Raw genomic sequence first — 14,529 nt, 5'->3', positions numbered from 1 at the left:
CCCCCCGCGCCACGCCCATGTGCGTGGCGCGCGTTTGCAAATACGGAATCGGTATTTTCACAACTGAAGCACGCTAACTAGCATCCATCCCATTGCAATCTTTTGAGGATGGAGCGCGTGAACAAGCGTCGTTTCCTGCTGGCCGGCCCTTCTCTGCTGGCCGCTGCCGCCCTGGCTTCCACCACCGCCGCGCGGGCTGCGGCGGATCCCCGGACCCGATTGGTCGTCGCCGACCAGAGCGAGCTGCTGCGCCACCTGCTGGATGCCAGCGGCGAGCGCAAGCGCCTGGGCTTTCAGCTGGAGCTGCCCAACTTCGCGGGCGGCCCGGCCATCTTCGAGGCCATACGCGCAGGCGCGCTGGACATTGCCTATGTGGGCGACACGCCGCCCATCCAGGCGCGCGCCGCCGGTGTGCAGCTGCCCATCATCGCCACCTTCACGCGCGAGCGCGCCCAGTACCGGCTGGTGCAGCGTGCCGATGCAGGCATAGAGCGCCTGGCCGACCTGCGCGGCAAGCGCCTGAGCTATGTGGAAGGCTCGGGCCGCCAGGTCTTCCTGATCGAGGCATTGACACGCGCGGGCCTGACGCTGGCCGACGTGAAGCTGGTCAACCTGCGCGTGGCCGAACTCAACGACGCGCTGCGCGCCAAGGCGGTGGACGTGGCCGTGCTCATGGAGCCCCATGTCACGCGCCTGGGCAAGCAGATCGGCGCGCGGCCCGTGCCCGATCCGCAGGAGCGCGCGCTGCTGCCCGCCACCTCGTACATCTACGCACGGCCCGACGTGCTGGCCGACCCGGCCAAGTCCCAGGCCATCGTCGATTTCCTGGGCGCCTTCGTGCGCGCAGGCAAGTGGAGCAATGGCCACGAGCAGGAATGGGGCCGCCACTATTACACGCAGTTCCAGCGCATCGATGCGGAGAGCACGGCGGCCATCCTGGCATCGCAGTCCGACCTGCTGTTCCAGACGGCCGCCGAGGCGCAGCCGCACCACCAGAAACTGATCGACATCCTGCACGCCGCCGGTAGCCTGCCGCAGCGGCTGGATGCGGCCGGCTCCTTCGTGTCCACCTACGACCGCGTGATCGTGGCCAACCGATGAACCGGCCAGAAAACACACGATGACGCAAGCGCAACTGGACATCAACACGGCCGGCCTGCCACCGGCCACCGCAGCCACCGCTCAATCCGCGCCCGCCACCCGGGCCGCCGTGCAACTGGTGCCCGCGCGCCTGTCGCAAAGCGCGCTGCTGGTGGGCCCCGGCCTGCTGCTGGTGCTGTGGGAGGCGGCCTCGCGCCTGGGCTGGCTGTCGCCGGAGACGCTGACCGCGCCCTCGCAGGCCCTGGTCGCCGGCTACGGCATGGTGGCCGACGGCAGCCTGCTGCCCCACCTGCTGGCATCGGCAGGCCGTGCCTACAGCGGGTTGTTGCTGGGCGTGGTGGCTGGCGTGCTGCTGGCCCTGGCCTCAGGCCTGACGCGCACGGGCGAGGCCCTGCTCGACGGCCTGGTGCAGATCAAGCGCGCCGTGCCCACGCTGGCGCTGATTCCCCTGGCCATCATCTGGCTGGGCATTGGCGAGTCCATGAAGATCTTTCTGATCTTCACGGCCGTGCTGGTGCCCGTCTACATCAACACCCACGCGGCCCTGCGCGGCATCGATATCGGCCATGTGGAGCTGGCCCAGACCCTGGGCCTGTCGCGCGCCGAATTCATCCGCAAGGTGGCGCTGCCGGGCGCACTGCCGGGCTTCTTCGTGGGCCTGCGCATTGCCGTGTCGCTGTGCTGGACGGCGCTGGTGGTGCTGGAGCTGATCAACACGCAGACCGGCATCGGCTACCTCATGAACCGCGCCCGCGACTGGGGGCAGACCGATGTGATCGTGGTGGGCATCCTCATCTACGCCCTGCTGGGACTGCTGTCCGACGCCGTGGTGCGCCGCGTCGAGGCGCATGTGCTGTCCTACCGGAGGTCGCTGGGATCATGAGCCATCACCCCACCCCGGGTGCCGTGCGGCTGCAGCGCTTCACGCGCAGCTTTGGCGGCAAGAACGTGCTGGATGCCATCGACCTGGACATTGCCCCGGGCCAGTTCGTGGCCCTGCTGGGCGAGTCCGGCTCGGGCAAGACCACCTTGCTGCGCGCGCTCGCCGGGCTGGACGGCCATGCGCAGTCCAGCGGCGCGGCCAGTGCGCAGGGCAATGTCTCCGTGCTGTTCCAGGACGCTCGCCTGCTGCCCTGGCTGTCGGTGCTGGACAACCTCACGCTGGGTCTGGACGCCCGCGCCGTGCGGCCTGCAGCCGAGCAGATCCTGGCCGATGTGGGCCTGCAGGACAAGGCCGGCGCCTGGCCCGCCACGCTGTCGGGCGGCCAGAAGCAGCGCGCATCGCTGGCCCGCAGCCTGCTGCGCGACCCGCACGTGCTGCTGGCCGACGAACCCTTTGGCGCGCTGGACGCGCTCACGCGAATGCGCATGCACGGCCTGCTGCTGCGCCTGGTCGAGCGCATACGGCCCACGGTCATCCTCGTCACGCACGACGTGGACGAATCCCTGCTGCTGGCCGACCGCATCCTGGTGCTCAGGGACGGCCGCATCGCCGAGGACCACGCCGTGGACCTGCCCCATCCCCGCCGCCCCGACCATCCTGCCTTCATGCAGCTGCGCGCCACCTTGCTGCGCAGCCTGGGCGTCGAGACAGAGATCGCCTGACGCCGGCCCCGCCCGCGAAACAACCCACACAACAAAGGACTGCTCCCATGTCTCGGCAACTGCACCTGAACCTGTTCCTCATGACGCGCGGCCACCATGAAGGCGCCTGGCGCCATCCCGGCGCCAACCGCAAGGCGCTCACCGACCTGGAGTTGTACGTCGATGCCGCACGCATCGCCGAGGCCGCCAAATTCGACGCCGTCTTCCTGGCCGACAGCCTGGTCGGGCCCGAGAACGGCCAGCAGATCACCTCGGGCCTGCTGGACCCGCTGGTGCTGCTGACGGCACTGGCGCTGCGCACCGAGCGCATCGGCCTGATCGGCACCGCCTCCACCACCTACAGCCATGCCTACACGCTGGCGCGCCAGTTCGCCTCGCTGGACCATCTGTCCAAGGGGCGGGCGGGCTGGAACATCGTCACTTCCTGGGCGCCCAATGCGGGCCTGAACTTCGGACTGGCCGACAACGTGGACCACGGCGACCGCTACCGCATCGCCGAGGAATTCGTGTCCGCGGTCGATGCGCTGTGGCGCAGCTTTCCGGCCAGCGCCCTGCTGGACGACACGGCGGCCGGCCAGTTCCTCGACGCATCGCAGATCCAGCCCATCCACTTCGAGGGCAAATACATCCGCACGCGCGGCCCGCTCAACGTGCCCGGCAGCCCGCAGGGCCGGCCCGTCTTCGTGCAGGCCGGCCAGTCCGAGTCCGGCCGCGCCTTTGCCGCGCAATGGGCCGAGGCCATCTTCACGGCCCACGGCTCGCGGGAATCGGCCCAGGCCTTCTATGCCGACATCAAGGGACAGGCGCAGCAGCTTGGCCGCCGCCCGCAGGACATCGTGATCCTGCCCGGCATCAGCGCCGCCATCGGCTCTACCGAATACGAGGCGCGCCAGGTCTGGGAAGAGCTCGACAGCCTGACCAGCATCGAGGTCGGCCTGGCCCGCCTGTCCGCACGCTTTGGCGGCCACGACTTCTCGGCCATGCCGCTGGACCGCCTGCTCACGCGCGACGACTTCCCCGATCCCGACAAGGTCGAAGCCTCGCGCAGCCGCGCCGTGGGCTACGTGGAAACCAGCCTGCGCGACGGCCTCACCCTGCGCGGCCTGCTCAAGCGCCTGGCCGGCGCCCGCGGCCACCTGGCCGTGGCGGGCACGCCCGAACAGGTGGCCGACATCATCGAAGACTGGTTCAGGCACGGCGCGGCCGACGGCTTCAACGTCATGCCGCCCATACTCAACCAGCAGTTCGAGCTGTTCACCAGCGAAGTCGTGCCGATCCTGCGCAAGCGCGGCCTGTTCCGCGAGGAATACGACAGCCGCACGCTGCGCGGGCATTTCGGGCTGGGGGAGCTGGCGGGGACGGGGGCAGGTGGCGCCCCAGCCGCCCGCCCAAGGGAGCAAGCGCTGGCGGCTTGACCGATGCGGCGCTGCGGCTGCACAGACAGGCCTACAGCAGAATGTCCGCCGTGGGGTACTTCCAGAAGTCGCGCAGCAGGTAGCTGATCGGCAGGTTCAGATTCGTGGAGCTGGGTGGAATCGGCTGCAGGAACCACTTCTCGTAGATGGGGTGGATTTCGCGGCTGGTGATGATCCGCTTCATCTCTTCATCGACCAGTTTCTTGAACGCGGTATCGGCCTTCGGCAGCATGATCGCCAGGGGTTCGGTGGACAGGAACTTGCCCACCACCTTCAGGGCGCGTGGATCGGGCCGTGCAGCGGCCAGCCCGTTGAGAAGCACGTCATCCATCACGAACGCGTCGGCTTCGCCCTTCTCCACCATCTCCAGGGCCCTCGCGTGATCGGGGGCCTCCACAATGGTGATGCCCATGAGGCGCTGCCTGTTGGCCTGCGTCACCAGGGCCATCGGGCTGGTGCCCTTGGTGGAAACCAGCTTTTTGCCCTTGAGATCCTCCATCGCGTTGACGGTGCTTTCGGCCTTCACGAGCATCCGGGCGCCGGTGATGAAATGGGGTACCGTGAACGCCACGGTCTGGCGCCGCTGCGCGTTGTTCGTGGTCGAACCGCACTCCATATCGGCCTTGCCCTGCTCGATCGCGGCCATGCGATTGGCGGGCGTGACCATCAGGAACTCCACCTTCATGTCCTTCCTGCCTGTCTGCTTGCGCACCGCCTCAGCCAGGCGAAGGCACAGATCCAGCGCGTAACCGACGGGCTTGCCGCTGCGCGTGTCGATGTAGGAGAAGGGGACCGACGATTCCCGGTGCGCAATCACCAGCGCGCCACCGGCCTGGACCTTGTCCAGCACACCGGCTGCAGATACACCGCTCAAGGCCGACAGGCCCAACGCACCCAACGCAATTCCCCACTGGCGAAAGATCATCGAAGTCCTTGGATCGCAAGCGCCGGGCGGCGCCCAGCAGTGTCGTGACAGGTTATACACGTATTGTTACCAGATGCGCAAACCAGGGCTGCCGCTGGTTTTGATGGACCCTTGGCCACTGGCTTTTCCCCCTCCCCCGTTATGGCAGGATCACCGGCACCAGAATTACCGAGGGAACTCCCATGCTGATCAACTGCGTCGCCTACGAAAACGGGGCCAAGCTGGCGGACATTCCCGTCGCCGACATCAGCAACTACATAGAGCGGCCCGGCTGCTTCGTCTGGGTGGCGCTGGCGGACGCCACGCCGGCCGAGCTGGAGGAAATGCGCCAGGAATTCGGCCTGCACGCCCTGGCCGTGGAGGATGCGCTGCACGGCCACCAGCGGCCCAAGCTGGAGGAGTACGGCAGCTCGCTGTTTGCCGTGATGCACCTGCTGGAGCCCGAGCCCGAGCGGCCCGGCCACTTCAACCACGGCGAGGTCGATGTCTTCGTGGGATCCAACTATGTGCTGTCGGTGCGCAACCGCAGCAAGCGCGGCTTCCTGGGCGTGCGCGAGCGCTGCGAGAGCGAGCCCGAGCTGCTGCGCCACGGCTCGGGCTTTGTGCTGTATGCGCTGATGGATGCGGTGGTGGACCGCTACTTCCCCATCATCGATGCGCTGGAGGTGGAGCTGGAGCAGATCGAGCAGCAAATCTTCACCAAGGGCGCGGCACGCGACAACATCAAGCAGCTGTATGAACTCAAGGGCCGCGCCATGGACCTCAAGCACGCCGTGGCCCCCCTGCTGGAAGCCGTGGGCAAGCTCAACGGCGGGCGCGTCCCCCAGATCTGCGTGGGCTCCAGAGACTACTTCCGCGATGTGATGGATCACCTGGGCCGCATCAACGCCCAGATCGACACCATGCGCGACACCGTGGGCACGGCCATCCAGGTGAACCTGTCCATGGTGTCCATCGAGGAAAACGAAGTCACCAAGCGGCTGGCAGCCTGGGCCAGTATCTTCGCCATCTGCACGGCCTTCTTCGGCGTCTGGGGAATGAACTTCGAGAACATGCCCGAACTGAAGTGGCAATACGGCTATCCGGCCGCACTGCTGTTCGTGCTGGGTGTTTGCGGCCTGCTCTACTACAAGTTCCGCAAGGCGGGGTGGCTGTAGGCGGCGGGAAGGCGAGCGGTGCCAGGGTATTCACCCAGCCGCACCGTCACAGCCGCGTCACACATCCACGCCACCATCCCAGGCGCCAACTCCTGGACGCCCGGATTCCCCACCATGTACGACGAACTTCTGCCCGACCACCATGATTCGCTGATGCAGCGCATCGAACGCGATCTGCTCGACAGCTACGACGAAGAACTGGAGATGGAGATAGACGACGCCCGCCTGGGCAGCGGTGGCGACGATGTGGACAGTGCCGACTCCGTGAGCCGCCAGACCTACTTTCGCGAACTGCTGCGCCTGCAGGGCGAGCTGGTCAAGCTGCAGGACTGGGTGCAGCACCACAGGAAAAAGGTCGTCATCCTCTTCGAGGGCCGCGATGCGGCCGGCAAGGGCGGCGTGATCAAGCGCATCACCCAGCGCCTGAACCCGCGCGTGTGCCGCGTGGCCGCCCTGCCCGCGCCCAACGACCGCGAGCGCACGCAATGGTATTTCCAGCGCTATGTCTCCCACCTGCCTGCGGGCGGCGAGATCGTTCTCTTTGACCGCAGCTGGTACAACCGCGCGGGCGTGGAGCGCGTCATGGGCTTTTGCTCCGACGAGGAGTACGAGGAGTTCTTCCGCTCCGTGCCCGAGTTCGAGAAGATGCTGGTGCGCTCGGGCATCACGCTGGTGAAGTACTGGTTCTCCATCACCGACGACGAGCAGCACCTGCGCTTTCTGGGCCGCGTGCACGACCCGCTCAAGCAGTGGAAGCTCAGTCCCATGGACTTCGAGAGCCGCCGCCGCTGGGAGGACTACACCAAGGCCAAGGAAGCCATGCTGGAGCGCACCCACATCGCCGAGGCGCCCTGGTGGCTGGTGCAGGCCGTGGACAAGAAGAAGGCGCGGCTCAACTGCATCTCCCACCTGCTGACGCAGCTGCCCTATGAAGAGATAGAGCACCCGGCCATCGTGCTGCCCGAGCGCACGCGCAACCCGGAGTACACGCGCAACCCGGTCCCTCAACACATGTACGTTCCGGACAAGTACTGACACCCCCTGAGGCGCTTCGCGCCTTCCCCCTCTCTACCCGCTTTGCGGGGGAGGGGGACGACACCCTCGGTGCGGGGGCGGCCCTTCCTTGGTGTCTCTGGCTTCAGCAAGTGCCCATTTCATGCGCACGGCCGACTTTCAGACCTTATGCGCCTCGCCGTCCTCCACGGATGCCTCGGACGCCTCAGGCGTCTCTGGCGCTGGCTCTGGCTCTGCCCCGGCGACAGCAGCCGCCTGCGGCACCTCGGCAACCTCGGCCGCACGCTTGCGCCGGTCCTGCTCCAGCAGCGCGGTCAGCGCCGCGTGGATGCGCTCCAGCGTGCCGCCCGGGTTGACCCACCAGTCCGTGGACCAGATGCGCAGTATCTGCCAGCCAAGGCCGCGCAGCACCTGCTCGCGCAGCTTGTCGCGGTCGCGTGCCGTGGCCGAGCGGTGGTAGGTGGCGCCGTCGCACTCCACGCCCGCCAGGTAGCTGCCCGCATGGTCCGGGTGCACCACGCCCAGGTCCACGCGGAATGAGGATGCGCCGATCTGCGTGTGCACGCGCCAGCCCTTGCGCTCCAGCGCCTGGGCCACGCTGGCCTCGAAGGGGCTGTCGAAATCGCCCTGGCTGCCATGGTGCGACTCGGCCAGCGCGCGCGGGCCGCGCTCGGCAAATTCCAGGAAGTGCTTGAGATCGCGCACGCCCGCCGCCTGGGTGCGCGACAGGTCCATCTGCTCGCCGCGCAAGCTGGAGAAGATGCGCAGCTCCTGCCGCGCGCGCGTCACCGCCACGTTCAGTCGCCGCTCGCCGCCATCGCGGTTGAGCGGGCCGAAGTTCATGGACACGGCGCCCGAGATATCGGGTCCGTAGGTGATGGAAAAATACATGATGTCCCGCTCGTCGCCCTGCACGCTCTCCAGGTTCTTGACGAAGACGGGCTCCAGCAGCGCATCGGAGAAAAACGGCTCCAGCCCCGGGTCCTTGCGGCGCTCCTCGTCCAGCAAATCCTCGATCAGGCTTTGCTGCTCGGAGTTGAAGGTGACCACGCCGATGGTGGCACCCGACTGCGCAAACCCCGGCGACTTCAGCCGCGCCACCAGGTCGGCCACGAGGGCCTTGGCCTCGGGCTGGTTGATGCGGGCGCCACCTTTTTCATAGCGGCCCTGCACGGCGTGGAAGCTGACGGCGCGGTCGTCGGTGACGGGCGAGGGAAAGGTCACAAGCCCGCCGCCGTAGTAGCGGTGGTTGCTGAAGGCGATCAGGCTTTCATGGCGCGAGCGGTAGTGCCACGACAAGTTGCGCGTGGGCAGGCTGGCGCCCAGGCATTCGTCCAGGATGCTTTCCATGTCGCCTTCCACGCCCTGCGTGTCGTCGTCGAAGGTTTCGGAGGTGTCGGCGCGGCCGAAGAAGCTGGTGGGCGGCAGCTGCTTGGGGTCGCCCACCATGACCACCTGCCTGGCACGCGCCATGGCGCCGATGGCGTCCCAGACGGGGATCTGCGAGGCCTCGTCGAAGATGACGATGTCAAAGTTGCTGGTCTCGGCGCTCAGGTACTGGGCAATGGACAGCGGGCTCATCAGCAGGCAGGGCGTCAGGCGCAGCACGGCCGAGGGGATCTGCTCCAGCAGCTGGCGCAGCGGCAGGTGCTGGCGCTTCTTGGTAATCTCGCGCCGCAGGATGCCCCACTCGCTGTTGCGCTGGATGCTGTCGGCCGACGGCAGGCCCGCGCACAGCCGCGCACGTATCCACTGGCGCGTGACCGAGGTGAATTCATCGTCCAGCGCGCGGAAGTCGGCAATGCGCCGCTCATGCTCGGCAGAGACGAAGCGCTTGAGCACCTCGTCCTCGTCCACGGCCAGCGCCAGCCACCAGCGCGCGTAGTTGACCTCGAAGGCCTTGGGTGCCTGAGCCGGTTCCAGGCTGCCGGACTCGATGGCGTCGGCCAGCGCACCCAGCCCGCCCGCGCGGGCCGCGGCCTGGGCATTGCGCCAGGCGCACCAGGCATGCAGGCCGTCCTGCCCGGCCAGCACGCCGCCCGCCGTGGCCGCCAGCTGCTCGGCGGTGCGCTGGGCCAGGGCACGCTGCTGCGGCTCGCCATGGGCTGCCGCCGCGCTGAAGGGGTCTATGGCCGCGTGCAGGCCGGCCAGGCTGTCCAGCAACTGCTGGCAGGCCATGCCGATCGCGGCGCCCTCGCCCAGCTCGGCGCTGCGCAAGGCCAGCACCTGGTGCAGGGCCTGGCGTGCCTGGGCCAGCTCGGCCTCCTGCCAGCCCAGCCCGGTCAGCCCTGCCTGCAGCGATCCCTGCAGGCGCAGCGCATGCTCCACGGCTTGCGGGCGCGTGTCCAGGCCGTCCCAGACGCCGGGGCAGCGCAAGCGCAGCTCGTCCAGCGCCAGCAGCTGTTCCTCGATGGCACTGCGGGCCGCCAGCTGCGCATGGGCCTGCTGCAGTGCCGCGCCACAGCGGCCCTGGGCCACGGCGGCGTGCGATGCCATCAGGCCGCCGCGCCGCGTCAGTTGCAGGCGCTCGCGCTCGAAGGCCAGCGCGTCCTGCAAGGCCTGGGCATCGGTTTCCAGGCCGCGCCACAGGCCGTGGCTGGCATCGGCCAGCGGCAGGTAGCCGTCGAGCTGGCGGTCAATCTGGTACAGGGCCTGCAGGCGCTGCACTTCGGCCGCCCAGCGCTCACCGCCATGGCCTTCGGCCACGGCCTCCAGTCCATCGAGCGAGAAGGATTTCTGCGCGCGCGCGGCCAGCAGGGCCGCATTGGCCTTCAAGGCGCTGCGCGCATGGTCGGTGCGCGTGCGGTGTCCGGCCCACAGGCCGTCGGCTGCGGCGCCGGGCTGGATCTGGTCCAGTTCCTCGCGCAGGCCCCGGATGCGCACCAGGGCGGCCAGGTCATCGGCCACGCGCGGCTCGCCCGCGCCTTCGATGGTGGCCTCCAGCGCCGCGCGCACCTTGCGCCGGCCCAGCCAGGACAGCGGCCACAAGGACTTGCCGGCCCTGGCCCATTCGCGCTGCAGCTGCGCCACGTTGAGCTGGCCCACGCCCGCGCCGTACTTGACGGACAGGCCCTGGCGCAGCGCCGCGATCTCGTCGATGCACTGCAGGCCGCGCTCCAGCTCGTCGCCCAGGGCCACGGGCCAGGGGGTGCCCAGCCCGGCCTGCAGGCGCCGGCGCTGCGCCAGCAGGTCCAGCGCCTGGGCCAGGCGCGCCTGCAGCTCGGCCGGCCAGGGCGCCGGAATCTGTGCGGACAGATCACCGTGCTGCGCCAGCAGCTGCAGGCCCGATTGCAGGGATTCGCCAATGCGCGCGCCGTCAGGCAGCACGCAGAAAGCCAGGTTGCGGCCTGCGGCCGCAGGCAGCGCGCGCGCGATCACGCCCAGCGCCGAGCGCGCCTGGCGCCCCAGCGCCGGCCACTCGATGCGCAGCAGCCGGCCCAGCTGCTGCGCCGCCTCGGCAAAGCCCTGGCCTGCATCGTGCAGCGCCTGGGCGGCATCCACCATCTGCTGCTGCCAGCGTACGGACCAGTCGCTGGCCTGCACCGTGGCCAGCGGCCCGTCCTTCAGATGCTGCGCGCCCACGGCCTGGGCATTGGCCTGCAGGCGGCCCGCAGTCTCGCGCAAAAGGGCCAGGCCCGCTTCGTCATGGGCCTGGGGCGTGGGCCAGTGAAATCCCAGGCGCGGCAGCGCCTCGCCACCGGCCACGGCGCCAATGGCGCGGTAGATGGTCCAGCCGTTGGCGTGGCGCCGGTGCAGGCGCTCCACATAGGCCGACAGCTGCTCGCGCAGGCGGCCGAGCTGGCTGGCCTTGGCGGCCCAGGCCTCGGCATCCACCTGGCCATGCGAGTCCCAGGATTTCTGCAGCTGGCCCAGCACGTCGAGCTTGCGGCTCTTGTTGGAGTGCAGCTCCAGGCAGAACTCGCCCAGGCCCACTTCGCGCAGGCGGCGGTAGACCACGTCCAGCGCGGCGATTTTCTCGGCCACGAAGAGCACGCGCTTGTCCTCGGCCAGGCACTGCGCGATCAGGTTGGCAATGGTCTGGCTCTTGCCCGTGCCCGGCGGGCCGATGAGCACGAAGTCCTTGCCGCGCGCAGCGGCCATCACGGCCGACAGCTGCGATGAATCGGCCGGCAGCGGGCTGAAGACCTGCTGCGGCGCGAACTCCTGGTCCAGCCGCCGCGTGTCGGGAAAGGCGATCTCCGAGCGATAGGGCTCGCGCGGCGTGTCGATCAGGTGGGCGACCACGGGCGAGCTGCGCAGCTGGTCGGCGCGCTCGGCCAGGTCCTTCCACATCAAGTACTTGGCGAAGGAGAACATGGACAGCACCACGTCCTCGCTGACCTCCCAGCCGCGCACGTCCTTGATCGCCTCGCGCACGCGGGCCCAGATGCCGGTGATGTCCAGCCCGGCCTCGTCGCGCGGCAGGTCGCCTGCGGGCACGCCCAGCTCCAGCTGGAAGTCCTGGCGCAGCATCTCGACCAGCGTGGGATTGAAGCGCGGCTCGTCCTCATGCGCCTGCAGCGTGAAGCCCGAGCGCGCGCTCTTGCGCTCCAGCGTGACGGGCAGCAGGATCAGCGGCGCGCGCACGCGCACATCGGGCTTGTCGGGCCGGCTCCAGACCAGAAAGCCCAGGGCCACGAACAAGGTGTTGGCGCCGCCTTCCTGCAGTGCATTGCGCGCGCCGCGAAACAGCTCCACAAAGCGGCTGTCCAGCTCCAGCGGCTCCAGGTCGATGAAGACCTCGCGCCGCTGCAGCGCCTCTTCGGCGTGCGCGCCGCGCAGGTCTTCCAGGCTGCGCGCCTCGTGCAATGGCTGGCTGCGCGGGTCCTTGCCCTGCATGAGCTCGGGGCTGGGCAGCAGCTTGAGCACCTGGCCCCGGGCCAGCGTGTCCTCCAGCGCGGGCGCGGCCACCTGCAGCAGCAGCGATTTCTTGCCGGGCTTGAAGTTGAGCAGGGCATTGCGCAGCGACAGGTCCAGCAGCCGGCGCTGCCAGCGCGCCAGCCTGTCCTTGGGATCGAGCTGGGAGGTGGGCACTTCGCGTGCCTGCGCCTGCGCCAGGAGCTCGGGCGGCGGCTCCACGGTGAGTCGGGGCTCGGCTTGGCCTTCGCCGGCCTCGGGCGCGGCGTCCTGCGGCTGGGCCAGCGCCAGCGGGCGGATGCGCTGCATGCGCGCGCGCCGCACATCCACCAGCAGCTCGAACTGGTCCTCGTGCTCTTCGGCCAGCTGGCGCGCGCCCTGGGCAATGGCCTGGCTGAAGGCCACGGCCTGGCCTTGCGCGGACAGCGTGGTCTCGAAGACCACCAGCTCCTGCAGCTTGAGCCGCTTGCGCACGGCCGTGATGTCATCGACCACGGCGGTCGAGAATTCCTGCCTGCCCAGCCACAGGCCCACGAAGGCATGGCCGCGCGTGAAAACCAGCAGCGGGTTCAGGTGCGCCTGCTCCAGGCAGGAGGCGAACAGCAGCGTCAGGTCCAGGCAGGTGGCCAGGCCCGCATCCAGCACCTGGGTAGCGCCGCGTATCTTCTGGCCCGCATGCTCGAAGCTGGCCGGCGGCAGCGCGTAGTTGAGTTTCTTCTGGAGCACGGAAGTCCAGATGGCCGAGGCCAGTTCCCAGGCCCGCTGCGGCCCCTGTTCATAGCCGTTGATGGCGCCGGACTTGCCCGCCGCCTCCAGCGCCTGCGCCGCGCCCTTGAGGATGCGGTCCACGGCCGGATCGTTGGGTTGCACGAAGGCCGTCACCATCTCGGGCAAATGCCCCAGGCCGCCCCACTGGTTGCGGGCCAGCAGTTCCAGCGGGTGTTCGTGCCGGGCCAGCACCGTCTCTGCCGGCTGGCCGCTGCGCAGCTCCAGCCGCAGCACGGCAGGCTCGGCCTCGGTCAGGCGCGAGAGCAAGGCGCCGTCCAGCGCCACATCCAGGTCGGTCAGCGCATAGGTGCTGTGCGCGGCCACCGACTCCAGGCGCCAGGTGCGCGGCTTGATGAAGGCAGGCTCCGAGGCCAGGTGCAGGCTCAGCGCCTGCAGCGGCAGCTCGCCCTCGTTGACGATGGCCAGCTCCAGCAGCGCGGGCACGGCGTTCTGGAAGTCGGCGAGATTGAGCTTGGCGACGGTGCCGATGCGCAGCTGCGTGGCCGTCTGCGGCGCCTGGGCGGCGGCGGGGGCGGCATCTGCGGGGGAATCTCGGCGGGGGTCTTCTGTCATGCGCGGTAGTCCTTGGCTGGCCAGCAGGCGGCGGGAACTGTCGAAATCCCGTCATATTCCTGGCCCGACGATTGTCCGCTGCGAATGGGGCGCCGTGTCCGAGATGGGCGGTTTTCAGGGGTCACTGTTTGCAAAAAATGAGAGCACGGATGAAGGCGCCGGCCATCGGCGCGCCCGGCTCCAGTACGATGCCGGCCAGCCATGCGCAACATCCCGCCCCTTCACCTCATCGCCGCCTTCGATGCCGTGGCGCGAAGCCAGAGCTTCAAGCAGGCGGCCGAAGAACTGAACCTTTCGGACAGCGCCGTCAGCCACCGCATCCGCGAACTGGAAAAGCTGCTGGGCACCCCGCTGTTCCACCGCACCACGCGCGTGGTCACGCTCAGCGCCGAGGGAGCCTGGCTGCACCAGCAGACCCGCGCCCCGCTGCAGGCGCTGGAGACCACCTTCGGCAGCCTGGTGCAGGGGCGCGACGTGGTGCGCATCAGCGCCCTGCCCTCGTTCGCACGGCTGCGGCTGGTGCCGTCGCTCACGGCCTTTCAGCGCAGCCATCCGGACGTTTCCATCGCCATCGATCCGACCACGCGCACCGTCAACCTCCAGCAGGGCGAGGCGGACATCGCCATCCGCTTTGCACACCAGGCGCCTCAGGCACCTCTGGCATTCCACTGCGAACGCCTGCTGGACGACGAATGGTTTGCCGTGGCCGCGCCACGCTACCTGGAGCAGTTCGAGGGCCTGGATCTGGCCGGGCTGTTCCGGCGGGCCAACCTGCTCTCGCACAGCCGCCAACCCTGGGAGCCCTGGCTGCAGGCCGCGGGCCTGCGCATCTCGGCAGCCCAGCGCCAGCTCAGCTACTCGGACACGGGCTTCATGCTGGACGCGGCGCTGAACCTGCAAGGCATTGCGCTGGGCCGCCGCTCCCTGGTCCAGCGCCTGCTGGCCGAGCGCAGCCTGGTGCGCGTCTCGGACACGGCCATCCCCTGCAGCCAGAGCTATTTCCTGCTGGCTTCCGAGCGCGCCATGGTCTCGCGCCATGGCGCAGCCGTCATGGACTGGATTCGTGCGGTGGCGGCCGAGGCCGGATAGCCGGGCGCCGCCGCCCGCCGCCCGC

Annotated in this window: 9 protein-coding genes; 7 read left to right on the top strand and 2 right to left on the bottom strand. The window is 69.0% G+C overall.

Features of this window, described 5'->3' with window-relative positions; translation table 11 throughout:
* The first annotated feature begins 108 nt into the window (after positions 1 to 108).
* Genes KDK82_RS06825 through KDK82_RS06810 form a run of 4 tightly spaced genes read left to right on the top strand, consistent with a single transcriptional unit; the run spans position 109 to position 4,121 of the window.
* Positions 109 to 1,101 (top strand): ABC transporter substrate-binding protein, encoded by a 993-nt coding sequence (locus tag KDK82_RS06825; RefSeq protein ID WP_071956235.1) that lies wholly within the window; start codon positions 109 to 111, stop codon positions 1,099 to 1,101.
* A gap of 19 nt (positions 1,102 to 1,120) precedes the next feature.
* Positions 1,121 to 1,984, top strand: a complete 864-nt coding sequence (locus KDK82_RS06820; protein WP_088164364.1) for an ABC transporter permease — start codon at positions 1,121 to 1,123, stop codon at positions 1,982 to 1,984.
* On the top strand, positions 1,981 to 2,706 hold the full coding sequence (locus KDK82_RS06815; protein WP_088164363.1) for an ABC transporter ATP-binding protein: 726 nt from the start codon (positions 1,981 to 1,983) through the stop codon (positions 2,704 to 2,706). The genes KDK82_RS06820 and KDK82_RS06815 overlap by 4 nt, the downstream gene beginning before the upstream one ends.
* 47 nt (positions 2,707 to 2,753) lie before the next feature.
* A complete protein-coding gene (locus KDK82_RS06810; RefSeq protein WP_088164362.1) occupies positions 2,754 to 4,121 on the top strand; it encodes an LLM class flavin-dependent oxidoreductase in 1,368 nt (455 codons plus the stop codon).
* A gap of 31 nt (positions 4,122 to 4,152) precedes the next feature.
* Here KDK82_RS06810 and KDK82_RS06805 read toward each other — a convergent pair whose 3' ends face one another.
* Positions 4,153 to 5,046 carry an amino acid ABC transporter substrate-binding protein gene (locus KDK82_RS06805; protein ID WP_088164361.1) on the bottom strand — a complete coding sequence of 298 codons (894 nt, stop codon included), beginning with the start codon at positions 5,044 to 5,046 and terminating at the stop codon, positions 4,153 to 4,155.
* Positions 5,047 to 5,228: 182 nt separating this feature from the next.
* Between KDK82_RS06805 and corA the strand changes: the two genes are divergently transcribed.
* Entirely contained in the window at positions 5,229 to 6,203 is a 975-nt protein-coding gene (corA, locus tag KDK82_RS06800) for a magnesium/cobalt transporter CorA (RefSeq protein ID WP_012206223.1), read from the top strand.
* Positions 6,204 to 6,317: 114 nt separating this feature from the next.
* Entirely contained in the window at positions 6,318 to 7,238 is a 921-nt protein-coding gene (ppk2, locus tag KDK82_RS06795; protein WP_088164360.1) for a polyphosphate kinase 2, read from the top strand.
* A 138-nt stretch (positions 7,239 to 7,376) separates the two neighbouring features.
* On the opposite strand, the gene KDK82_RS06790 is transcribed toward ppk2, so the two are convergent.
* Positions 7,377 to 13,415 carry a DUF4011 domain-containing protein gene (locus tag KDK82_RS06790; protein ID WP_088164359.1) on the bottom strand — a complete coding sequence of 2,013 codons (6,039 nt, stop codon included), beginning with the start codon at positions 13,413 to 13,415 and terminating at the stop codon, positions 7,377 to 7,379.
* Between the two features lie 201 nt (positions 13,416 to 13,616).
* Between KDK82_RS06790 and KDK82_RS06785 the strand changes: the two genes are divergently transcribed.
* Entirely contained in the window at positions 13,617 to 14,504 is an 888-nt protein-coding gene (locus tag KDK82_RS06785; RefSeq protein WP_088164358.1) for a LysR substrate-binding domain-containing protein, read from the top strand.
* The last annotated feature ends 25 nt before the right edge of the window (positions 14,505 to 14,529 follow it).

Origin of the sequence: Delftia sp. K82 (genome assembly GCF_002193035.1) — a bacterium.
Classification (GTDB): domain Bacteria; phylum Pseudomonadota; class Gammaproteobacteria; order Burkholderiales; family Burkholderiaceae_C; genus Comamonas; species Comamonas acidovorans.
This window is presented reverse-complemented; position numbering and strand designations above follow the sequence as displayed.

Excerpts from the sequence above, each read along its gene's own strand:
- KDK82_RS06815 (WP_088164363.1), top strand. The coding sequence starts at position 1,981 with ATGAGCCATCACCCCACCCCGGGTGCCGTGCGGCTGCAGCGCTTCACG.
- KDK82_RS06820 (WP_088164364.1), top strand. The coding sequence starts at position 1,121 with ATGACGCAAGCGCAACTGGACATCAACACGGCCGGCCTGCCACCGGCC.
- KDK82_RS06785 (WP_088164358.1), top strand. The coding sequence starts at position 13,617 with ATGCGCAACATCCCGCCCCTTCACCTCATCGCCGCCTTCGATGCCGTG.
- corA (WP_012206223.1), top strand. The coding sequence starts at position 5,229 with ATGCTGATCAACTGCGTCGCCTACGAAAACGGGGCCAAGCTGGCGGAC.
- KDK82_RS06805 (WP_088164361.1), bottom strand. The coding sequence starts at position 5,046 with ATGATCTTTCGCCAGTGGGGAATTGCGTTGGGTGCGTTGGGCCTGTCG.
- ppk2 (WP_088164360.1), top strand. The coding sequence starts at position 6,318 with ATGTACGACGAACTTCTGCCCGACCACCATGATTCGCTGATGCAGCGC.
- KDK82_RS06825 (WP_071956235.1), top strand. The coding sequence starts at position 109 with ATGGAGCGCGTGAACAAGCGTCGTTTCCTGCTGGCCGGCCCTTCTCTG.
- KDK82_RS06790 (WP_088164359.1), bottom strand. The coding sequence starts at position 13,415 with ATGACAGAAGACCCCCGCCGAGATTCCCCCGCAGATGCCGCCCCCGCC.
- KDK82_RS06810 (WP_088164362.1), top strand. The coding sequence starts at position 2,754 with ATGTCTCGGCAACTGCACCTGAACCTGTTCCTCATGACGCGCGGCCAC.